18 protein-coding genes are annotated in these 21686 nt (G+C 58.3%); 5 read left to right on the top strand and 13 right to left on the bottom strand.

Annotated features, from left to right (window positions below):
- Positions 1 to 24 precede the first annotated feature (24 nt).
- Positions 25 to 1713 carry a hypothetical protein gene (locus ACP15F_RS04180; RefSeq protein ID WP_424939577.1) on the bottom strand — a complete coding sequence of 563 codons (1689 nt, stop codon included), beginning with the start codon at positions 1711 to 1713 and terminating at the stop codon, positions 25 to 27.
- Positions 1714 to 1840: 127 nt separating this feature from the next.
- Here ACP15F_RS04180 and ACP15F_RS04175 point away from each other — a divergent pair, with 127 nt between their 5' ends.
- Positions 1841 to 3154, top strand: coding sequence for an ATPase (locus ACP15F_RS04175; RefSeq protein ID WP_424939576.1), 1314 nt, complete (start codon positions 1841 to 1843; stop codon positions 3152 to 3154).
- An 85-nt stretch (positions 3155 to 3239) separates the two neighbouring features.
- Here ACP15F_RS04175 and ACP15F_RS04170 read toward each other — a convergent pair whose 3' ends face one another.
- Positions 3240 to 3737 carry a DUF4405 domain-containing protein gene (locus ACP15F_RS04170; protein ID WP_424939575.1) on the bottom strand — a complete coding sequence of 166 codons (498 nt, stop codon included), beginning with the start codon at positions 3735 to 3737 and terminating at the stop codon, positions 3240 to 3242.
- 106 nt (positions 3738 to 3843) lie between these two features.
- Between ACP15F_RS04170 and ACP15F_RS04165 the strand changes: the two genes are divergently transcribed.
- The 4 genes from ACP15F_RS04165 (at position 3844) to ACP15F_RS04150 (ending at position 8345) form a co-directional block, all read left to right on the top strand.
- Positions 3844 to 6273, top strand: coding sequence for a ligase-associated DNA damage response DEXH box helicase (locus ACP15F_RS04165; protein WP_424939574.1), 2430 nt, complete (start codon positions 3844 to 3846; stop codon positions 6271 to 6273).
- 46 nt (positions 6274 to 6319) lie between these two features.
- A complete protein-coding gene (gene pdeM, locus ACP15F_RS04160; protein WP_424939573.1) occupies positions 6320 to 6982 on the top strand; it encodes a ligase-associated DNA damage response endonuclease PdeM in 663 nt (220 codons plus the stop codon).
- 67 nt (positions 6983 to 7049) lie between these two features.
- On the top strand, positions 7050 to 7493 hold the full coding sequence (locus ACP15F_RS04155) for a PaaI family thioesterase (protein WP_424939572.1): 444 nt from the start codon (positions 7050 to 7052) through the stop codon (positions 7491 to 7493).
- A gap of 57 nt (positions 7494 to 7550) precedes the next feature.
- The gene (locus ACP15F_RS04150) at positions 7551 to 8345 is read left to right on the top strand and encodes a crotonase/enoyl-CoA hydratase family protein (protein ID WP_424939571.1); all 795 of its coding nucleotides are present in this window, start codon (positions 7551 to 7553) and stop codon (positions 8343 to 8345) included.
- Positions 8346 to 8627: 282 nt separating this feature from the next.
- On the opposite strand, the gene ACP15F_RS04145 is transcribed toward ACP15F_RS04150, so the two are convergent.
- The 11 genes from ACP15F_RS04145 to ACP15F_RS04095 form a co-directional block, all read right to left on the bottom strand.
- Positions 8628 to 9563 carry a hypothetical protein gene (locus tag ACP15F_RS04145; protein ID WP_424939570.1) on the bottom strand — a complete coding sequence of 312 codons (936 nt, stop codon included), beginning with the start codon at positions 9561 to 9563 and terminating at the stop codon, positions 8628 to 8630.
- Positions 9564 to 9910: 347 nt separating this feature from the next.
- Positions 9911 to 10801 (bottom strand): bifunctional methylenetetrahydrofolate dehydrogenase/methenyltetrahydrofolate cyclohydrolase FolD, encoded by an 891-nt coding sequence (folD, locus tag ACP15F_RS04140; protein WP_424939569.1) that lies wholly within the window; start codon positions 10799 to 10801, stop codon positions 9911 to 9913.
- Positions 10802 to 10818: 17 nt separating this feature from the next.
- On the bottom strand, positions 10819 to 11712 hold the full coding sequence (locus ACP15F_RS04135; RefSeq protein WP_424939568.1) for a bifunctional 5,10-methylenetetrahydrofolate dehydrogenase/5,10-methenyltetrahydrofolate cyclohydrolase: 894 nt from the start codon (positions 11710 to 11712) through the stop codon (positions 10819 to 10821).
- A 77-nt stretch (positions 11713 to 11789) separates the two neighbouring features.
- Complete coding sequence (locus ACP15F_RS04130; RefSeq protein WP_424939567.1) at positions 11790 to 13466, bottom strand: formate--tetrahydrofolate ligase; 1677 nt, start codon at positions 13464 to 13466, stop codon at positions 11790 to 11792.
- Between the two features lie 219 nt (positions 13467 to 13685).
- Complete coding sequence (locus tag ACP15F_RS04125) at positions 13686 to 14267, bottom strand: MOSC domain-containing protein (protein ID WP_424939566.1); 582 nt, start codon at positions 14265 to 14267, stop codon at positions 13686 to 13688.
- A 113-nt stretch (positions 14268 to 14380) separates the two neighbouring features.
- Positions 14381 to 16297, bottom strand: a complete 1917-nt coding sequence (gene ftsH, locus ACP15F_RS04120) for an ATP-dependent zinc metalloprotease FtsH (RefSeq protein WP_424939565.1) — start codon at positions 16295 to 16297, stop codon at positions 14381 to 14383.
- Between the two features lie 88 nt (positions 16298 to 16385).
- Positions 16386 to 17546: a tRNA lysidine(34) synthetase TilS gene (tilS, locus tag ACP15F_RS04115; RefSeq protein WP_424939564.1), complete on the bottom strand. Its 1161-nt coding sequence runs from the start codon at positions 17544 to 17546 to the stop codon at positions 16386 to 16388.
- A gap of 74 nt (positions 17547 to 17620) precedes the next feature.
- Positions 17621 to 18454: a tol-pal system protein YbgF gene (gene ybgF, locus ACP15F_RS04110; protein WP_424939563.1), complete on the bottom strand. Its 834-nt coding sequence runs from the start codon at positions 18452 to 18454 to the stop codon at positions 17621 to 17623.
- Between the two features lie 27 nt (positions 18455 to 18481).
- Complete coding sequence (gene pal, locus ACP15F_RS04105; protein ID WP_424939562.1) at positions 18482 to 18997, bottom strand: peptidoglycan-associated lipoprotein Pal; 516 nt, start codon at positions 18995 to 18997, stop codon at positions 18482 to 18484.
- 112 nt (positions 18998 to 19109) lie between these two features.
- On the bottom strand, positions 19110 to 20426 hold the full coding sequence (tolB, locus tag ACP15F_RS04100; RefSeq protein WP_424940938.1) for a Tol-Pal system beta propeller repeat protein TolB: 1317 nt from the start codon (positions 20424 to 20426) through the stop codon (positions 19110 to 19112).
- A 193-nt stretch (positions 20427 to 20619) separates the two neighbouring features.
- Positions 20620 to 21681, bottom strand: a complete 1062-nt coding sequence (locus ACP15F_RS04095) for a hypothetical protein (protein WP_424939561.1) — start codon at positions 21679 to 21681, stop codon at positions 20620 to 20622.
- Between the last annotated feature and the right edge of the window lie 5 nt (positions 21682 to 21686).

Below are 21686 nucleotides of genomic sequence, written 5' to 3'. Positions count from 1 at the left end.
GGTTCCTTGGTCTTGCACCTGACCCTATGAGTTATCGCCCTCGGAATCCGGTTTACGCTTCACTGACTCTGCCTTCTCTCCCGGCAAGGCATAGAGTGTATAAAGCTCAGTCCGGCGCACTTCTTGCACCTTGTCAGCCCAGCTCTGGGCCGAGATCTCGTCAAGGATGGACTTACGTGTCGGGGCTGACAGCGGGCATCTAGGGACCAGAAGATAGGTAGCATTCTCAATCCCCGACAGCTCGCCATAATACCAAGGCGCGCCACGTTTTAACGGGGCCAGTTCCGCATAGAGCCAATAGCTGGACAACAGATCCGCCGTAAAGAGCGCAGCCCCCTCGCCGCCTTCCCAATTGGCGATGTCATTGGCCACGGTTTCAAACCAGCCGATCAGCCCTAGTTCCAGCGTGCAATAGGACAGGTCTTCGCCCAGGAATGACACTTCCAACTTGTCCCGATCTGCATATTCCGCGTATTGCGCAAACGGAGTTCCCTCTCCATCCATGGCGGCGCGATAATCCAATTGGAAGGCGCGTGGCGCGAAGGTTTGAAGGTCTTCATGCGGGCCTGATCCGGGCATCAGAGGTTCGTATTTCTCGACATCCGTGGCCAGATGGCGCACAGGGCTTGCCGTCAAATTCATGAAACTCGGAGTTGCAAGCGCCAGCGCTGCGACAGCGCAAATTGTTACAGCTTGCCGCAAGTTCCAGCCATATCCATTCCGCACGCCCTCTTCTGGAAGACGCGCAAACAAAAGCAAACCCAATAACCACAACCATTGGGGATCATTGCCAAAATTCTGATAGGTGACATAGAAGAATGCCGGGGCCAGCAATAGAAGCATCAGGCCTTCGGGTTTGCGATCTGCCTGACGCATCAGGACGACCGACGCCAGAATAATCAGTGACCCGCCAAGATAAGCCGGTGCGCTGACGATATAGCTGAAGTCGCGGCCGGGCTGGGGGCGCACATCAGACCCCGCGACATTTAAAAGATCCTGAAGATAGGCCAACCAGAATAACGGGGTGCCAACGGCCAGTGTAGCCAAACCCGTCACAACTATACCGAAGACAATCGCCCAAAGCACCGCGCGACCGGCCCCTCGTGCCAAAAGCCCGATCAAAACCGGAAAGAAGAAGGCCGCAAAATAGGTCACTTTGATCAGCAGCATCACGACCATCATCGTGCCGACCACAGCACCATCAGCGACTGAACTGCCACGACCAACCTGCGGGGGCATCATCGCAATCGATATGGCCATGAAGGCCGCCGCCCAAGCCCAACGATTGTAGTGCATCGAGATCGAGACAGCGTCCACTGTCTCGCCATGGACCAACGCCACGCAGAAGATCAGGATCGTGGCCGCAAACAAATAAGCCCAGCCCCCTGAAAACCTGCTTCGAGCCACCCACCATACAAAAGGAAACATCACCAAAGCCACAAGGTATTGCCCGGCCAAAATTGCCTGCCCCGCACCTATTCCTGCCTTTAAAAACAGGACGATAGGCGCAAAAGCAAGAATGCCGATCGGGGTTACAAAATCGAAATGAGGCCAGTCTCCGCCCTGCATTCGGAACAACATTTGCAGCAGATGCAACGTGTCCCCTTCATGCTTTCCGATATAGAAACCACCCTTCGCAAAGGTCAGTCCCGCATAGGCCGCAAGCAGCACGGCCATGAAGACCGCCAAAATCTTACCACTATTTGTACTCATACCTGCCCTCATTCTTTTGTAGCCAAATTAGCGTCAATGCATTCTCAGGCAAGACTTTGTAAGCCAAAGAGTATATATATACTCGCAAGTTAACAGAACCATCTGAACCAAGGATCGGGCAAAGAAAATGAATGTGCAACAGGCTGATATGATTGCGCCTCCGGGGCTGAAGACCGCAAGCGACCTTGGGCTGACCACGGTTATGATGCGGGATATCCTGCTGAAAACCATGTTCCGCACCAATCTGGAGCGGATCACCGATCTGGAGCGTGTGCTTTGCGTACCCGCCCGCGTGGTGCAAGAGCTGATCGACATGGGACGTGATCTTGGTCTGGTCGAAGCGATGGGCACCATGCATGCCGGCGCCCAAAGCTCGGAAATGGGTTATCGCCTATCGGACACAGGCAAGGCGCGTGCGCTGGATGCGCTGTCGCAATCCGAATATTTCGGCGCCATGCCCATCCCGATGGAGATCTACGCCAAGCAGGTCAAACGCCAGTCGATCCGCAACATCACCATGACACGAGGTCAGCTGACCGGCGCGATGGGGCATCTGATCCTGCCCAACGATTTGCTTGACCAGTTGGGACCGGCGGTTGGATCTGGTCGTTCGATCCTGATGTACGGCCCGCCGGGTAACGGGAAGTCGTCGATCTCGAACGGGATCCGGGACGCGCTGGGGGACAAAATCTATGTTCCCAAAGCGATCGAGTATTCTGGCCAGATCATCACAGTGTATGACCCGATTGTGCATTCCTCGGCGGAAGAGGATTTCGACAATCCCGACGCGCTGCGCCGCACGGCACGGAAATATGACCGCCGCTATGTGCTGTGTGACCGGCCGACTGTGATCACCGGGGGTGAACTGTCATTGGACATGCTGGACTTGGTCTATAACCCCACGGCGCGAACCTATACTGCGTCGCTTCAGCTAAAATCCACCGGCGGCGTCTTCATCGTGGACGACCTTGGTCGTCAGGCAGAACCGCCGCAGGCGCTGGTCAACCGTTGGATTGTTCCTCTGGAAGAAAACAAAGATATTCTCGCCCTACAATCGGGCGAAAAATTCGAAGTGCCGTTCGACACGCTGGTTATCTTCTCGACCAACTTCCACCCGAACAAGATCTTCGATAAGGCGGCCTTGCGCCGGATTTTCTATAAGATCAAAATCGACGGGCCAGATCAGGAAGACTATCTGAAGATTTTCGCCATGGTCGCGAAGAAGCGCAAGATGCCCCTGTCGCAAGAGGCTCTGATCTATCTTCTGAAGAACAAGTACCCAACCATCGACAACATCTATGCAAACTATCAGCCGATCTTCCTGATCGACCAGATGATTTCGATTTGCGAGTTCGAAGGCATTCCCTATCAAATGACGCCCGAATTGATCGACCGCGCCTGGGAAAACATGTTCGTAAAAGAAGAAGATATCGTTCACTAAACAAATGTCAGAAAACCGGGGGGGCTCAATATGAGGCCCGCCCGATTTTCTTGCCAGTCAGGGACACAACCGGCAAATTTTATTTCTAGTGATCATCAGTATCTGATGTGAAAAGCACCGACATGGCTGCGGTTTGAAGCCCGAAATTTCCATCTGTTGCGTCTGCCAAGCTTTGACCCGGTTGCAACGTAACCCCAGCCTCGGACAGAAGCTCTCGGCCTTGTTGCAAATCATGCCCTGACAAGGCCATCAACGTCGCTTCGTCCGCCTGCGCCACGGCCATCACCATATTGCGGACGGGAGGTTCAACTGCGCCGCCGATCGGAAGCAGCGTCGCGATTGTCAAAGCCGCACCTACGCCCATGATCCACAGAGCAAGCGGGCGCTTGAAATAGATCGTCAGCGCGCGCCAGTTAATCACGATATGTGCGCCAACCCCGACCAGCATCAGCCACCCGGCCCATTCATGAATTACCTTCCCCACCATGGTGTTCAGGTGAAAGAACATCAGCGTGCCCGTCACGCCCATCACAAGAAATGATCCCACCGTTAGTGGCGTGGCCCATTTGCGCAGTGTCGACATCGTATTACTCCTTTGGTCGTCCTATTTGATACGAAGCCCCACCGATTTTCCGTCGAGCCAAAATGAACAATTTCACCTGGTCCAGGAATTTCCTATCCTGCCCCCTATGACGTCCCTTCCCGCCGAGTTTCAAAGCTGGTTTTCAGACCGCAACTGGTCGCCGCATCCGCATCAAATCGAGATGTTGGAGCGTTCGTCCGATCCCGCCTTGATGCTGATCGCCCCAACTGGGGGTGGGAAAACGCTTGCGGGGTTTCTTCCCAGTCTGGTCGAGCTTGGGGCAAAGCCGAAATCCGGTCTTCACACGCTTTATATTTCTCCCCTGAAGGCCTTAGCGGCGGATATGCGGCGCAACCTGACGACGCCTATCAGTGACATGGGCTTGCCCATCCGGGTCGAAGATCGGTCAGGCGACACCTCGCAAACTCGTAAGAAGGCGCAGCGTGCCGATCCCCCGCATATCCTGCTGACCACGCCGGAAAGCTTGGCCCTTTTGCTGAGCTACGAGGATGCGCCGCGTATCTTCAAGGGGTTAAAACGGGTTGTGGTCGACGAACTTCACGCGCTGGCCGAAAGCAAGCGCGGCGATCAGTTGATGCTGTGCCTGTCGCGTCTGCAAGCGATGTGTCCGGGGCTGCGACGCGTCGGTCTGTCTGCAACGGTCGAGGATCCTCCGGCATTGGCCCGCTTTATCGCGCCCCACCCTGCCCCGTGCCACATCGTGCAGGCCGATCCCGGGCCCGATCCAGACATCGGCATGCTGACCACAGACACCCCGCCCCCTTGGTCGGGCGGCGGTGGGCGCTATGCCATCCCCGAGGTGCTTCAGCAGGTCGCCCAGCACAAAACGACGCTGATTTTCCACAACACTCGTGCACAGGCCGAGATTTTCTTTCACGAGCTATGGCTGGCCAACGCCGATGGCTTGCCCATCGGAATCCACCACGGTTCGCTTGCCCTTGAACAACGCAAGAAGGTCGAGGCCGCGATGGTCGCGGGACAGTTGCGCGCGGTGGTCTGTACCGGGTCGTTGGATCTGGGGCTCGATTGGGGCGACGTGGATCTGGTTATTCAGGTGGGCGCGCCGAAGAACGTGAAACGCCTGGTGCAACGTATTGGTCGCGCCAATCACCGCTATAACGCGCCGTCGAAGGCGCTGATCCTGCCCGCAAACCGCTGGGAGGTCATCGAATGCCACGCCGCAATCGAAGCCGTTCTGGCCCATGATCTGGATGGAGACCCGCGCGGCCCCGGCCCGCTGGACGTCTTGTGTCAGCACATCCTAATCACCGCCTGCGCGGCCCCCTTCGATGCGGATACTCTGTACACCGAGGTGACCGGCGCTGGCCCCTACTGCAACCTAACACGCGCCCAGTTCGACGACTGTCTGGATTTCGTCGCAATCGGCGGCTATGCCCTGCGCGCCTATGACCGCTGGCAGCGGCTAATGCAGCGTCCAGACGGGCTGTGGCGGCTGCGTGATCCCCGTTTGGCGCAGCAGGTGCGCATGAACATCGGCACGATCATCGACACCGATACGCTAAAGGTGCGGATGAAGGGTAGGTCCGGCGCGTCTGCTGGCAAACCACTGGGCGAGGTCGAGGAAAGCTTCGCTGCTTCTTTGGTGCCGGGCGACACATTCCTAATGGGCGGACAGATCGTTCGGTTTGAGAGCCTGCGCGAGATGGAGGTTCAGGTCAGCCGTGATCGGGGGCGAAAGCCGAAGTTGGCCGTATTCTCGGGTACGAAGTTTGCCACGTCGACACAGCTGTCTGTCCGCATCCTCGATATGCTGCACCGCCCTACCCTGCCCGATCTGCCAGAACATACACTTGAATGGATCCGCTTGCAGGCACAGGTCAGCCAACTGCCACGCAGTGGCCGCATCCTTGTAGAAAGCTTCGATCACGACGAGCGCGCCCACACGTGCATCTATGGCTTCGCGGGCAAGAACGCACAGCAAACGTTGGGCTTGATGGTCACGCGCCAGATGGAGGAACTGGGCCTTGGTCCCCTTGGCTTTGTCGCCACCGACTACGCCACACTGATCTGGTCCATCGCGCCTGTCGACGACCCCACGCAGGTGTTGAACGGGGATCAACTTCACGATGGGTTGGAGGGATGGCTGGCAGACAACGCGCTGATGAAGCGCAGCTTCAAAGGCGCGGCAACCATCGCCGGGCTGATCACGCGCAACCTTCCGGGCAAGCGATCCTCGGGTCGGCAAGCGACGTTCTCGTCCGATATCCTCTATGACACGTTGCGCAAGTACGACCCCGATCACCTGCTGCTCCAGATCACCCGGACCGAGGCGATGCGAGGGCTGATTGGTTTCGGGCGGATTGACGAAATGCTGAACCGCACCCGGGGTCAAATTGATCATTCCGTGACCGAACATGTCACACCATTTGCTGCTCCCCTGTTTCTTGAGGTCGGCAAAGTACCGGTGGACGGCGCCGGTCGCGAAGCCCTGCTTCAGGCCGAAGCGGATCGACTGATGGAACAATCCGGTCTTGCAGCGCTTCTTCCAGAGTGACAGGGGCTAAATCGCGTGCCAAACTCCACTCGGGAAGGGTGTGAGTATGCAGGGTTTCAAGTTTGATTTCGCGGGCAAGCGGTTGGTCTTGCTGCCCTCTGGCGCGTTATGGTGGCCGGACAAATCACTTCTATGCGTGTCGGACCTTCATCTTGGAAAATCCGAACGCATTGTGCGACGGCTTGGGGACATGCTACCTCCATACGAAACGCGCGACACGCTTGGTCGACTGGAAGAAGACTTGCGCCACACAAACACTGCCATCGTGGTCTGCCTTGGCGACAGCTTTGACGATCTGCGAGCAGCGCAAAACCTGCCCGAAGCCGAGATGCTTTGGATCACGCGCCTAATGGCCGGGCGGCGATGGGTCTGGATCGAAGGCAACCACGACCCCGGCCCGGTTGAATTCGGCGGCACCCATCTGGCCGAGTTGCACGAGCCGCCTCTCTACTTCCGCCACATCGCGCGCGACGGCGCCAGCGGCGAGATCTCGGGGCATTACCACCCCAAGGCGCGGCTTCACCTGCGCAGCGGATCGGTTAGCCGCCCATGCATGCTGTTTGACGCGGATCGCGTGATCCTACCCGCCTACGGGACTTATACGGGCGGGCTGAGGTCGGATGATACCACCCTGTCCCGCCTGATGCGCAACGAAGCGATCGCGGTCCTGACCGGCACCCCCCCGCGTCCCATTCCAATGCCCCGATAATCTATGACGTGGCGTTTTGATTTCGCGTTCGCCCCCCGGGTCTATGCTGATCGCGAAAGGAACTGCCATGACCGATTTGTCCCCCGACACCGAAACGCGCCTGCGTGACAGCTTTGCTGCCCAATCGTTGATGACCTTCGCGGGCGCAGATGTGGAAAGCTGCACCTTTGGGCAGTTTCGCATCACCAGCCCCATCCATGATGACATGCGACAGCAGCATGATTTCGGCCACGCCGCGCTGACCTTCGCCCTGGGCGACACGGCCGCGGGCTATGCCGCGATGTCGGTCATGCGCCCGGATCAAGAGGTGCTGACGGCTGAGATGAAGATCCAATTGCTCGCGCCCGCCAAGGGGCAGACGCTGATCGCCGAGGGCCGCGTCATCAAAGCCGGGCGGCGCCTGGTCCCGGTCGAGGCCGACGTCTGGGCAGTGGACGGAGACAAGACCAACCACATCGCGCGGTTGATCGGAACGATGGTCCCTGTCGACATCCCGGTTGCCGCAACGTGACACTTGCCCCTCTCTGACCTGACAGCGCAGGTTTCGACCAACACAAAGGAAGTAGACATGTCAGATCGCGTTCGCATTACCGAAGAAAACCAAGTCGCCACCGTCACGCTGACTCGCGCGGACAAGCGCAACGCGCTGGATCTGGACATGATCCGCGCCATCGTCGACGCGGGCGAAACACTGGCCGCACGCAAGGACATCCGCGCCGTGGTGCTGACCGGCGACGGGCCTGCGTTTTCTGCCGGGCTGGACCTGAACGCCATGCCCCAGATCGCACAGTTCGCGATGCAAGGCGGCGTGTTTCTGGAACGCACGCACAACAATTCAAACCTCTTCCAAGCCGCCAGCATGGTCTGGGCCGAGATGCCTCAGCCTGTGATCGCTGCTGTGCATGGCTATGCGTTTGGAGGCGCGTTCCAAATCATGTTGGGCGCCGACATGCGAATTGCCGCCCCCGACACGCGGTTTTCGATCATGGAGGGCCGCTGGGGCATCATCCCCGACATGGGTGGCATGGTCCTGATGCGCCGCTTGGCGCGGGGCGACGTGATCCGCAAGCTGACCTACTCCGCTGAGCAGTTCGAGGCCCCCGCCGCGCTGGATTGGGGTTTTGTAACCGAAATCTCTGACACGCCGCTAGAGCGCGCCCACGCCATCGCCGCCGAGATCGCATCAAAATCCCCCGACGCCATCCGCGCCGCCAAAGCCCTGATCCGCGAGACTGAGTTGCTGGACATCCGCGAAACGCTGATTGCGGAGAGCAAAGCGCAAGAGAAGCTGATGGGCACGCCCAATCAGATGGAGGCGGTGATGGCCGGGATGCAGAAGCGAAAGGCGGAGTTTAAGGATTGAGAGGTGGTTTCATTGGACGAATTACTGCTCGGAGCCCAGAGTAACCCATGCTGCACCTTGCACAAATGTCCGCTCATGATCTGTGGCAAGGCTTGGTCAATTGCATTCAGGAACTGAGTTCGTGTTTTGACGGTGAGGTGTTGTCATTTTTGACGCGCCCATTGAGCAAGGATTTGCTGGCTTAAGAGTAAGGAAGAACACTTACACTGTGCAGGTTTTCACTTTAACGGCCACGATAATACGAGTTTTCGAAATGTATCGAAAACCGATCAGCTATACTTCTTAACCGCCACTTTTGGACTGCATCGATAACAATATGTATTCAATCAAGCGGCTTAAATCTTCAGTGACGTCATCTTGAGACGCCGCCTCGACATGATACGTGCGTGCCATGACTGATGGGCCATTCTCAATGTCAATGCGCGCTAAGCAGCGGATTTTACTCGGAGGCTCGCCGGTACAGGATGCTCCGACATCCTGGTAATATGCGTACCGATCTGGCGTATTTGTAATTATCACCTCGGCCAAAATTTTCATCAAAGCTCTGTCGTACCCATCACACATATCGGTTGGCACACTGATCTCTCGACAGGTCGCTTCGACTTGATCGAACGTTCTCCAATCCCCAAGGACTTCAATTACGCTTGCATCGATGGGTTTTGTGTTTTCATCGGTCAATGCACAGACGGACCTCAAGTCTCGCCTGTCTTCATCGCGGTCGCCCTGCTGATAATTGTGCTCCCAAGCGTAGCGCGCGCCGCTCCATGGCCCCTTCAATGCGGCCCGAAACTCAATTGGAACCGTATAGGTCGCACCCTGGACTGCGACGTCCACCGATGTTTCCGAGCACGATCCAGCGGGAACTGTTTGACCATACCAGACGGAGCCACCCAAGGCTATTCCAGTCGCCAAGGAGGCTGCCGCAAGCCCACCCAATCCAAATTTACGCGGTACCAGAATGATCAACAAAAAAGCCCAGACACTGGCCGCTATCACAACCGGTATGACGACAGCGATCACCAGAATCGAGCCGACCATTGAGCCCTGGCCAAGCAACGCCACGACAATTGTCACCGTGATGGTCAGGCAGATAGAGCCCAGCACCTTGCTTTCGCGCATAATCGTCGCCGAAAATGCAGACATCGTGAAAAGCACCACGAATGCGAAAGGTGGGAGAAATTCGAAAATTGAAGATAGAATACTGGTTATGCCAGACAACAGGAAAACTCCGTTCCTTCATTTTTCGCAATATCTTAAGGCGCTTTGGCGAGCTGATGATACATTCAAACAGTCAATCCGGATAACATCAACCTCTCTCTACGGGATCAATCTGCTAAGCAATGCCCACCCAAATTCTGATCAAGGATGTCGTTTTGCTGAACCGAGTCTATGCGAGCTGACTTTCGACATCCGAAAAACCTGCTCAACCGACCTTCGCTTTGCCTCGAAATAGAGGACATTCATTTGAATGCGACGTATGTCCGCTTCGTCCCGCAAAGCCGTCATCTAGCAAAAAACGGCGCCAAGTTCCCCTGACGCCGCCTCAATTCTCTTAGATCCTCAGCTTACGCCGTCAGCCCATCCGGCTCGGCCAGGCCGTTGGCGCGGCAGCAGGCGGTCAGGGTGTTGGCCAGAAGGCAGGCGATGGTCATCGGGCCGACGCCGCCGGGAACCGGGGTGATGGCGCCAGCCACTTTCGAGGCGCTTTCAAAGTCCACGTCGCCGACCAGCTTGTTTTTTCCGTCACGTTCGATCCGGTTGATGCCCACGTCGATCACGGTGGCGCCTTCGCGGATCCAGTCTCCGGGCACCATTTCCGGGCGGCCCACGGCGGCGACAACGATGTCCGCGCCGCGCACGACCTCGGGCAGGTCTTTGGTGCGGCTATGCGCGATGGTGACGGTGCAGCTATCGCCCAGCAGCAGTTGCGCCATCGGCTTGCCAACGATGTTCGAGCGGCCAATGACAACGGCGTTCAGCCCCGACAGAGACCCGTGGTGGTCGCGCAGCATCATCAGGCAGCCCAGCGGGGTGCAGGGGACCATCGACTTCTGACCGGTGCCCAGAAGGCCGACGTTCGAGATGTGGAACCCATCCACATCCTTGGCCGGGTCGATCGAGTTGATCACAAGGTCTTCGTTCAGGTGACCGGGCAGCGGCAGCTGCACCAGAATACCATGCACAGCAGGGTCGTTGTTCAGCTTGTCGATCAACGCCAGCAGATCCTCTTCCGAGGTGTCGGCGTCGAGCTTGTGCTCATAGCTGTTCATGCCCGCTTCGACGGTCTGTTTGCCCTTCGAGCGGACATAAACCTGAGACGCGGGATCTTCACCCACCAGCACCACGGCCAGACCGGGCGTGATGCCGCTTTCTTCTTTCACACGGGACACATGGGCGGCGACCTTCTCGCGGACAGTTGCCGCAAACGCTTTGCCATCAATGATCTGAGCCGTCATCACGCTCTCCTTATTCGTCAGTCAAACTCGGAACGCGCATAGGCGTCACGATAGTGATTCATCTGCATTTCAGTTGCCAATACCGCGTTGGACATGAGGGTCGCAACCGTCACGGGGCCGACACCGCCGGGAACCGGGGTAATCCAGCCGGCAACTTGGCTGCAGCTTTCGAAATCCGCGTCGCCCACGGTCTTCCCGTCAACGCGGTTGATGCCAATGTCGATCACGGCGCAACCGGGTTTCAGCATCTCGCCCGTCACCAGTCCGGGCTTGCCCACGGCGACGAACACGGCATCTGCAGCGCGGCTATGCATCGCGACTGAACGGGTCATGTGGTGACAGACGGTAACCGTTGCACCCAACCCCATAAGCAGGAAGGCGATGGGCTTTCCGACAATCTCGGAATGGCCGATCACGGTGACGTTCAGCCCTTCCATATCCAAGGGTAGAGTTTTCAGGATTTCCACAGCCGCCACAGCGGTACAGGGCCCAAGCGCCAGATCGTTATAGACGATATTGCCGATGGACGCGGGGTGCATCCCTTCCACATCCTTCAGCGGATGGACCAGCTTTTGCAGGGTTTTCACCGGGATATGATCGGGCAGCGGGCGCTGAATGATGATGCCGTTCACGCGCGGGTCGGCGTTCAGACCTTGGATGATGCCGGTCAGCTGCTCCAGCGAAGTCTCAGAGGGATAGTTGCGCGCCTCGAACTCGACCCCGGCGCTTTCCGCCTGTTTCTGTTGGTTGCGCACGTAAAGCTCGGCTGCGGCGACGTCACCGACAGACAGCGACACCAGTTTGGGCGACCAGCCTTTTTCGGTAAGTTCGGCTGCGCGTGCGGCCACATCCTTGCGCATATCGGCAGCAATCGCCTTGCCGTCGATCAGAGTGGCAGTATTGCCAATCATGGCCTCTCCTTCTTCGCGGGAATTATTGGGGGTCGTAAAAGTGAAGGGCGGGTCATCCCCGCCCTTCTTGATAGTGTTTAGAACAGGCCTTCGATCTCGCCTTCGGCATTCAGGCCGATGGACAGAGCCGCAGGTTTGCGTGGCAGGCCCGGCATGGTCATGATGTCGCCGCAGACGACAACGATGAAGCCAGCGCCCGCTGACAGGCGAACCTCGCGCACCGGAACCGAATGGCCGGTGGGCGCGCCGCGAAGCGACGGGTCGGTCGAGAACGAGTATTGTGTCTTCGCCATGCAGACCGGCAGATCACCGTAGCCAGCTTCTTCCCAGTCACGTAGCTGGTTGCGCACTTTGGCGTCGGCCAGAACTTCGTCGGCGCGGTAGATGCGCTTGGCGATGGTCTCGATCTTCTCAAACAGCGGCATGTCGTCCGGATAGATCGGAGCGAACGATGCAACGTCTGCATCGGCGATTTCAGCAACGCGAGTAGCCAGCGCTTCCGAGCCTTCCGAACCCAGTTCCCAGTGACGCGACACGATTGCTTCGGCACCGTGGCCGTCCACGTAGTCTTTGACCGCAGCAACTTCGGCGTCGGTGTCGTTGACGAAGTGGTTGATGGCAACAACAACCGGCACACCAAAGCCCTTCAGGTTCTCGATGTGACGACCAAGGTTGTCGCAACCGGCGTTTACGGCGTCGACGTTTTCGTCGCCCAGATCGGCTTTCGCAACACCGCCGTTCATCTTCATCGCACGCACAGTGGCAACCAGTACGACCACCGAGGGGGCCAGACCGGCCTTACGGCACTTGATGTTCATGAACTTCTCGGCGCCAAGGTCAGCACCGAAACCGGCTTCGGTCACGACATAGTCGGCCAGTTTCAGAGCGGTGGTGGTCGCGATGACCGAGTTACAGCCGTGTGCGATGTTGGCAAACGGGCCGCCGTGGACGAAGGCCGGGTTGTTTTCCAGCGTCTGCACCAGGTTCGGCTGCATGGCGTCTTTCAGCAGAACGGTCATTGCACCGTCCGCACCGATATCGCGGCAGTAGATGGCTTTACGTTCGCGGGTGTAGGCCACGATGATGTCGCCCAGACGCTTCTGCAGGTCTTGCAGATCGTTGGCCAGACACAGGATCGCCATCACTTCCGAGGCAACGGTGATGTCATATCCAGTCTGACGCGGGAAGCCGTTGGCCACGCCACCCAGCGAACATACGATGTCACGCAGAGCGCGGTCGTTCATGTCGACCACACGACGCCACGCAACACGACGCTCGTCGATCTCCAGCTCGTTGCCCCAGTAGATGTGGTTGTCGATCATGGCCGACAGCAGCGAGTGCGCCGAGGTGATAGCATGGAAGTCGCCCGTGAAGTGAAGGTTCATCTCCTCCATCGGAACGATCTGCGCGTAACCGCCACCAGCAGCACCACCCTTCATACCGAAGTTCGGACCCAGCGAGGCTTCGCGGATACAGACCATGGCGTTCTTGCCGATGCGGTTAAGGCCGTCGCCCAGACCTACGGTCGTGGTGGTTTTACCTTCGCCCGCCGGAGTCGGGTTGATTGCGGTCACGAGGATCAGCTTGCCGTCCTCTTTGGACTGGACCGAGTTAATGAACTCTTGGCTGACTTTGGCTTTGTCGTGGCCATAGGGCAGCAGGTGCTCGGTCGGAATGCCCAGCTTGTCGCCGATTTCCTGAATCGGGCGTTTTTTGGCTTCGCGGGCAATTTCGATGTCAGATTTATAGCTCATGGCAGATCCTTCAGAAACGAGAGCATGTTCAAGGCGGCTGCATCCCTGTTAGCGCTGCAGCCAAATATCTTCCTCTGCATAACGATCCAAATCCCGACTCACAGGGTGAAATCCGACATGTTTGCCGCCGATTTCGTCGGATCGGTGACGCAACGTTTCTGATCCACCCCGAAGGTTCTTGAAAGGCACCAAGATTTCCGCCGCGATTGTCGTTCTGATCTACTTGGGGCTCCAAGCACGCTGATCGGGCACGAACAGGCGCAGTTGATCCCCGATTTTCAAGGCTCCGGCGTGCTCCACCCAAGCAGTTACACCCCGTTTGCCCTGTGCTGCCTGCTTGTATCCGATACCATGGCCGGGCACGGCGCGCTCAACCTCGCGTCCCGCGATGTTGCAGGGGCGATTTTCCATGTCGATCACAAGACAGGTGCCGTTTTCGGACATGAGACGCGAGGATGGCGGCACATGCGTGAAATCAGGAATACCTTCGACAATCAAGGATGCGCCAAGCCACGCGGGATCCAACGCGTCCAGATGCAACGTTTGCGCCGCCTCTGCCAGCTCCTCGGCCGACAGGATCGAGATCTGTCGCGTGTTCCGAATTTCCGTCCCCCTTGGATATTGGTTTGTCACGCGGGGGCACGATGCACGCATCAATCCCGCGCGCGCCTCGCCCGCAATTCCGTCATAGGTCACGTCCACTGCATCACGCGCGACGCTGTGCATGGTGGCGTCGCGGTCAGGCGTGACCCCAAGCCAAGTAATCGTTGCGGTGTATTCCGAGGGGATTAATGCGGGCATGAGGCTTCCTGTCGTTTTGCACGACCCTGCCCGGTTGCGCGTTCAGTGGCAACTCACGCCTTATGTCAGCCTGAAAGAAAAACCCCAGAGCAGCGCTCTGGGGTTTTATCGTTTTATGCAGTGGGTTCCGGTTCCATCCCGCCATCGTCTGACGACTTCTTACGCGGTTTGGTTTTCGGGATGGCCGCGACCGACGGGGCGTTACCTTCGTCTGGCGTATCATCGTCATCGGACGCATGGGGCGGTTCGCCCTTCATTACGCGCTCGATTTCCGCACCGGTCAGGGTTTCGTATTCCAACAGACCCTGCGCCAGATTTTCCCATTCCTGTTCGTACTCTTTCAGGAGTTTGAACGCGGTCTCATAGCCGTTCTGGATGAAGCCTTTTACTTCCCCCTCGATCAGCTCTTTGGTATGCGCCGAGACCGAGAAGCCAGCGGTGTTGCCCTGATAGCCTTCATGCGCTTCGGCATAGTCGATATTGCCCACCTTGTCAGACATACCCCAGCGCATCACCATGGCACGTGCCAGACCGGATGCCTGCTGGATATCCCCAGCCGGACCGTTCGACACATTCTCTTCGCCATACTTGATGATCTCGGCAGCCTTGCCCGCCATGGTCATGGCCAGCTTTTCTTCGCATTCCGACTTGTGCCAGTTTAGGCGGTCAATTTCGGGCAGAGACACAACCATGCCCAGAGCCCCACCGCGCGGAATGATGGTCGCCTTATAGACCGGGTCACATTGCGGCAGCTTCAAGCCGACAACAGCGTGGCCAGCTTCGTGATAGGCGGTCTTTTCTTTCTGGTCATCAGTCAAAACCATGGACCGACGCTCAGCCCCCATCATGACCTTGTCTTTCGCGTTCTCAAAATCTTCCATGGTCACGAAACGACGCCCTACACGAGCAGCCATCAGCGCGGCCTCGTTCACGAGGTTTGCCAGATCAGCACCCGAGAAGCCCGGCGTGCCGCGCGCGATGATGCGCATGTCAGCATCGGGGCCCAGCGGCACTTTGCGGGCATGAACGCCCAGAATTTTCTCGCGGCCTTTGATGTCCGGGTTCGGCACAGTGACCTGACGGTCGAAACGACCGGGACGCAGCAGTGCCGGATCCAGCACGTCACGACGGTTGGTCGCAGCCAGAATGATCACGCCTTCATTGGCTTCAAAGCCGTCCATTTCGACCAGAAGCTGGTTGAGCGTCTGTTCGCGTTCGTCATTACCACCACCGTAGCCAGCGCCACGCGACCGGCCCACGGCGTCGATCTCGTCGATGAAAACGATACAGGGCGCATTTTTCTTGGCCTGTTCGAACATGTCACGGACGCGGCTTGCACCCACACCCACGAACATCTCGACAAAGTCAGAACCCGAAATGGTGAAGAAGGGTACGCCAGCTTCGCCTGCAATCGCGCGCGCCAAAAGCGTCTTACCAGTTCCAGGAGGACCAACAAGAAGCGCACCTTTGGGGATCTGGCCACCAAGGCGGCTGAATTTCTGCGGGTTGCGCAGGAATTCCACGATCTCTTCCAGCTCTTCCTTAGCTTCGTCGATGCCGGCGACATCATCAAAAGTCACGCGGCCTTCACGCTCGGTCAACATCTTGGCTTTCGATTTGCCAAAGCCCATGGCACCGCCGCCCCCGCGACCTTGCATCCGGTTCATCATAAAGAACCAGAAACCGATCAGCAGAGCGACCGGCAGAAGCAGCGTCACAATGCTCATGAAACCAGATTGCTGCTGCGGTTCAGCAGTTACTTCAACGCCTTCAGAAATCAGAAAATCCGTCACGGCCGCATCACGCGGAACAACGGTTTGATAGATCTTTCCATCAGCAGCCTGATAGACAAGCTTTTCGCCATCAAGCGTTACGGATTTTACATTGTCGCCCTCAACGGCGGCGATAAACTCCGAATAGGTTGCCTGAGACGATGCAAGGCCGGACTGACCGTTCGAGAACAGGTTGAACAAGGCCAGGATCAGCACGAACAGTACAATCCAAAAGGCGAAATTTCTCGCGTTGCCCAAGGGGGATCTCCTTTAGATGCCATAGCGACAGAGCGCTAAGCAGGAAGCTTAACGCTGTTTCCTTAAAATAGGGATGATTGGCCAAGGTTCAATGCGATAAAATGGCGTTTAGAAAATCAGTCATCCGCGGCCCATCCAGTTCGACACCTTCGCATGAGAATCCAGCCGCAGGGGCAGCCAACAAATTGGTGCCCTCGAACAGTGCGGGCGTGGTCATCAAGCGGTCACGGGGATGGCCAGTCGCGCGCCAGTTCTTGCAGTCCGTGATGGCCTGCCCCAAAGCGCGGACCTGCGCGGTTTCAGGGCCAATCACACCCCAGCGCCCATCCCAATGCTCACCTGGCCGCGCGGTTTCGGCACGGAGCGCATTCAACTCGCGTCCAACGATAAGTTCCCCCGCTTTCAAAGTCATAGTGCAGCCCGACAGGGTTCGTCGTTGTCCGTCAAGCACCTGTGCTTCAACCTCTTTCAACGCGTCATACCGCGGGCGATACGTGGCCCCGGACACAAAGCGGATAGCCGCCGCCAGAAGGCGATGACGGGTCTCGGACGGCAGAGCCACATAAGCTGCCGCGTCAAACACGACGTCCCCCAATGCAACACTGGCACAAGTCTCGGCGGCATCGACTGCGGCCTGAGTTAATGCGATGCGTGCCTCGGCCATGCGATGTGCCGTGCTGACCAGCCGGTCGCGGTCCAAGCCCAAACGGGCCAAATCATCCATCGCCTTGCGCACCCGGACCCGTTCATATCGTGTGTCGGAGTTCGAGGGGTCATCAACCCATCCCATCCCACGTGCCGTCAGATACATCCGCAAATCTTCACGTCCCACGGCAAGCACTGGGCGCAGCCATCGCATATTCTGGGCCACCCAGTCATTCCGCATCGACGAAAGACCATCCACTCCAGATCCGCGCGCCAGACGCATCACGAAGGTCTCGGCCTGATCATCGGCAGTATGGGCGACGGCGACGGCATCCAGATCCAGATCGCGCGCCCAATTAGCCAGTAGATCATATCGTGCAGTGCGGGCCGCGCTTTGGACATTCCCGTTTGGCGTCTCGGACCAAGTGAGGGTGTCATGGGAAAGGCCATGCTCTGCACAGCGGTCCTTGACCCAAGCGGCCTCGTCCGCGGCGTCTGCACGTAACCCGTGATCAACAGTAGCAATCCGAAGTTCACCCTGCTGCGCCTTAGCCCAATCTGCTGCCAAAGCCAGCATTGCCATGCTGTCGCTGCCCCCTGACACGGCCAGTCCAAGACGCGAAACGGGCCCGCGTAGGCGGGCCCGGATTAGGGCATTTTCGAATGTCTGCTCGGGCGTCACGGGCAACCAAGCGACTGACGAGACGCTTGTGCATCCGCGACAGCGGGCGCACCTGGGAAACGCTTACCGACTTCGGTCAAGGTGGCACAGGCTTCGTTGATTTGCCCAAGACCACCCAATGAATGTCCAAGCCGATAAAGCGCATCTGGCGCGCGCTCGCTGTTTGGGGCACCGGAAAAGGCATTCAGATACGCGCGTGCAGCATTCTTAATGTCACCTGCCCCGGTAAAGGCCTCGCCCCGCTGGAAATGCGCTTCCGAGGTCAAAGGGCTGCCAGGATAGTTTTCGACAAACTGCGTGAACAAGGTCGCAGCCTGAGCATAATCGCCAGCCTCAAGCGCGACACCTGCGGTATCGAAATCCTGTTTCTCGCCGACGGCAAGCTCGGTCGCTGGTGCAGTCGACGGCGCCGGAGCAGCCACCGGGCCTGTCGGCGCAGCGCCGCCCCCAAGGGTCGAGGCTTCGCCTAGTTTGGAAATATCGCCGCCTTCCAGCTCGACCAGACGGAACTCAAGATCGCCGATCCGGTTGGTGCCATCTTTCACAATCGAGTTGATGCGGAACTCCAGCTGTTCGGTCAGCGACGTCAACCGAGACAGCTCACCTTCAATTGCGGCCATGCGCTGAGACAGGCTGCCCACGCCGGTGGTCACATTGGCGCTGCCGGTGGTCGACAACTCGGTCTTCAGCTTTTGGATTTCGACATATAGAACAGTCAGCTCTTGCCGAATATCAGCAAGCGATTGCGCACGGTCCTGCGCGGACGCCAAGGTGGGTGCCCCCACCAGAACAGCGCCAAGCAACAAGGCTTTCAAAGATCTTGAAACCATATCTCAGGTCCTCTTCGTCCAGTTGGATCAGCTGGTGATCGCACCAGCGGCCAGCACGGTCACTGCGCGGCGGTTCTTGGAATAGCATGCCTCGTCCGAGCAAATCTCGAGCGGACGTTCTTTACCATAGCTGACGGTCTGCAGACGGTTCGGCGCGACTCCGCGATCAATCAAAAAGTTCTGAACAGCCGACGCGCGGCGCGCACCCAGTGCAAGGTTGTACTCGCGCGTGCCTTGTTCATCGGCGTGACCTTCAATCACCGCTGTATAGGAGGTATTTTCGATCAGCCACGTGGCTTGCTGGGTCAGCACCTGAACGGCTTCCGGGCTAAGCGTCGACTGGTCCACGGCAAAGAGAACGCGGTCACCAACGGTCTGGTTGAAGTAGGCCGGCGAGCGCGGGTCAGAGGCGCTGCCAGCTACAAAACCTGCACCAGCGCCATCAGCGCCGCCACCAAAGCGGCCATTTCCAAAGCGGTCGTTCGAACAGGCCGACACGGCCAATGCGCCCACGAACAGCGCTGTCATCGCAATATGTTTCATGGTCTTTCCTGTATTTTTTGCCCTGTTTGGGCGTGCTCTTTCACATTCTTGCCGGAAGTTTAGCATTTCACCGGCGGTTTGAAAACGGAGCGCGCTTTTGCGCCCCATCTGGTTAGTTCAACAAGGGCGACCAAGCGGGGTCAGATGCGGCTCCGTCGGTCAGCACCCGGCGCAGGTTGCGCCCGGTGATGTCCACCGAATACAGCGCCGCTTCACCCGAGGCCCCTTGGCTTTCGCGGGTAAACATAATCACGCGCCCATTGGGCGACCATGTCGGGCCTTCGTCCAAAAAGGACGCCGTCAAAAGCCGCTCTTCGGATCCATCAGTACGCATCACACCGATATGGAACCGGCCAGCGTTCTGCTTGGTGAATGCAATCAGGTCGCCACGAGGGGACCAAACCGGCGTGCCATAGCGACCTTGTCCAAAACTGATCCGCGACGCCTCGCCGCCAGTGGCGGGCATGACATAAAGCTGCTGGTTGCCCGAGCGATCACTTTCAAACACAATCTTCGATCCATCGGGCGAGAAACTGGGTGCGGTCTCGATCGAAGGCGCTTGCGTCAACCGGCGGGATTGCCCGCTGGCAATGTCCATTGTGTAGAGGTCAGTATTACCGCCAGCTGACAGCGAATACACAACGGTGCGCCCATCGGGCGAAAAGCGCGGCGCGAAGGTCATGGTGCCCTCTTGGCTGGACAGAACACGCCGCCCCACCGTCGCGACATCCAACAGGTATACTTGCGGGAAGCCGGTTTCATAACTGGTATACAGCACCCGATCCCCTTGGGGAGAGAAGCGCGGTGCCAACACCAGCGCCGAACTGTCGGTCAGGTACTGCACATTCGCGCCGTCATAGTCCATGATTGCTAGACGCTTGCGGCGGGCATTCTTCGGGCCGCTTTCAGCCACGAACACCACGCGGCTGTCAAAGTACCCGCTTTCGCCCGTAATGCGACTGTACACAATATCGGCGACCTTGTGCGCCATGCGACGCCAGCCTCCTGCCGCGCCCGAAAACTGTAGGCCTTCACCCAAGGGCTGACCCGAGAATACGTCGAAAACACGGAACTTCACATTGATGTTGCCGCCCGAGCTGGTGACAGCCCCAGTGATCAGCGCCTGTGCGTTGATCGCTTTCCAGTCGGCATAAGCAACCGAGTCGGAAAAATTTGAAACACCCGAGATAAACGCGTCTTGCGGAATTTCTCGGAAAAGCCCCGTTCTTGCCAAGTCCGCCGCAATAACGCGCGAGATCGAGCTTGCGACATCCGCCGATCCACCATCTTCAGCGACAAAATCGGGAATGGCGAAGGGCAAGGGCTCGATGACACCATCGGTGATCTCGATCCGCAGAGGGCCGCCCGATTGTGCTGCAACCGTCGTCGGGGACAGAACGCCAGCAGCCAGCGCCGCACAGGCTACCATCAGGCACGAGACCTTTTTCAGACCGAATTTCATCTGTTCAGACCTTCTTTTCATTGCTCGAATGCCCCTTTGATTTTGTTTAACTTAGGCATAATTCCGATCCCCCCACCAACGGCAGGGGAAATTTTGGCGAAAACTGGCGTGAAACTGACCATTCGCCCCGTAACGAGCTGTGACATTCGGCATTTCCGCATCACTTGATCCTCATCTTGTCGGGGTTAAAAGTCATTTCGATCTCGCGCCATTGACCGTATTTCTCGGCAGGCAGGTCAAAGCCGCGGGCACCACAGCGGATGACCGCCCGACGCGCGGCCTGGAACGCTGTGTTTGCCGCCGCTTGGTTCGGGCCTTCCCAACTGTCCAGCGTAATGCCTTCGGGTTTGCCTTCGCGGCTCATCGTGACCAGAACGACGACGGTCGTGGATAGTGCATCGGTCGAGGATGATCCAAGGTTCCAGCACTGGCTGACCGCAACGCGCAAGCCATCCTTTTCACCACGCGTCAGTGGTGGGCCCAACGGGATGTCCTGCGCAGGCGAGTCCTGTGTTCCACCGGCAACTTCGTTGGCAACTGCCGCGGCCACAGCGTTGGCATCCGCAGCGGGCGCTTCGGGCGGCGTTTCGGTCGGTGTCTCTGGCTGGGCCACCTGCGGGCGCGGGCGGTTGGGGCGCGATTTCGGACGCTGAGAAGTCGCGGGCGCGGCGGATGGTTCTTCCACAGGTTCCTCGGCCTCGGTCACGATCTCGGTCGTGGCTTCAGGCGGCGCGGCGGGCGTCACCTCTTCCGGGGCGGGCGCGGCTTCAGGCGAAGGTTCAGGCGTCACAGCGTCGACCGGGTCGGGCGCTTCTTCGACCGGAGTTTCCGGTTCGGGCGCAGCTTCTGGTGCCACACGCGGCGCAGGGGCCGGAGGCGCGGTTTCTGGTTCGGGAGCGATCTCAGGCTCGGGCTGAGGTTCGGGTTCCGGTTCGGGTTCCGGTGCAGGTTCTGGTTCCGGCGCAGGTTCCGGCTCTGGCACTGGTGCAGGCTCTGGTTCCGGTTCTGGTTCGGGACGCGGCGCAGGGGCCGGTGTGTTTTCAGGGGCATTCGCCTCGCCCGCGGGGCCGCTCAGCGCCGCAAATTCATCTTCAGAAATGAACGAGACATCAGATACTCGCACAAACTCTTCATCGCGGTCCCACTTGAAGACCCCGCCGAAAAGCACCCACAGGATCAAAACCCCATGAGCGGCTGTCGAGATATACAGCCCCTTGCGCATCCTGA

It is taken from the genome of Aliiroseovarius sp. S253 (assembly GCF_049800855.1).
Taxonomy (GTDB): domain Bacteria; phylum Pseudomonadota; class Alphaproteobacteria; order Rhodobacterales; family Rhodobacteraceae; genus Aliiroseovarius.
The sequence above is the reverse complement of the archived record's forward strand: the minus strand, read 5'-3'. Positions and strand labels throughout refer to the sequence as shown.

Bases quoted from the DNA above. Each gene is read 5' to 3' on its own strand.
- ACP15F_RS04180 (WP_424939577.1), bottom strand. From the start codon at position 1,713: ATGAGTACAAATAGTGGTAAGATTTTGGCGGTCTTCATGGCCGTGCTG.
- ACP15F_RS04175 (WP_424939576.1), top strand. From the start codon at position 1,841: ATGAATGTGCAACAGGCTGATATGATTGCGCCTCCGGGGCTGAAGACC.
- ACP15F_RS04170 (WP_424939575.1), bottom strand. From the start codon at position 3,737: ATGTCGACACTGCGCAAATGGGCCACGCCACTAACGGTGGGATCATTT.
- ACP15F_RS04165 (WP_424939574.1), top strand. From the start codon at position 3,844: ATGACGTCCCTTCCCGCCGAGTTTCAAAGCTGGTTTTCAGACCGCAAC.
- pdeM (WP_424939573.1), top strand. From the start codon at position 6,320: ATGCAGGGTTTCAAGTTTGATTTCGCGGGCAAGCGGTTGGTCTTGCTG.
- ACP15F_RS04155 (WP_424939572.1), top strand. From the start codon at position 7,050: ATGACCGATTTGTCCCCCGACACCGAAACGCGCCTGCGTGACAGCTTT.
- ACP15F_RS04150 (WP_424939571.1), top strand. From the start codon at position 7,551: ATGTCAGATCGCGTTCGCATTACCGAAGAAAACCAAGTCGCCACCGTC.
- folD (WP_424939569.1), bottom strand. From the start codon at position 10,801: ATGACGGCTCAGATCATTGATGGCAAAGCGTTTGCGGCAACTGTCCGC.
- ACP15F_RS04135 (WP_424939568.1), bottom strand. From the start codon at position 11,712: ATGATTGGCAATACTGCCACTCTGATCGACGGCAAGGCGATTGCTGCC.
- ACP15F_RS04130 (WP_424939567.1), bottom strand. From the start codon at position 13,466: ATGAGCTATAAATCTGACATCGAAATTGCCCGCGAAGCCAAAAAACGC.
- ACP15F_RS04125 (WP_424939566.1), bottom strand. From the start codon at position 14,267: ATGCCCGCATTAATCCCCTCGGAATACACCGCAACGATTACTTGGCTT.
- ybgF (WP_424939563.1), bottom strand. From the start codon at position 18,454: ATGGTTTCAAGATCTTTGAAAGCCTTGTTGCTTGGCGCTGTTCTGGTG.
- pal (WP_424939562.1), bottom strand. From the start codon at position 18,997: ATGAAACATATTGCGATGACAGCGCTGTTCGTGGGCGCATTGGCCGTG.
- tolB (WP_424940938.1), bottom strand. From the start codon at position 20,426: ATGGTAGCCTGTGCGGCGCTGGCTGCTGGCGTTCTGTCCCCGACGACG.
- ACP15F_RS04095 (WP_424939561.1), bottom strand. From the start codon at position 21,681: ATGCGCAAGGGGCTGTATATCTCGACAGCCGCTCATGGGGTTTTGATC.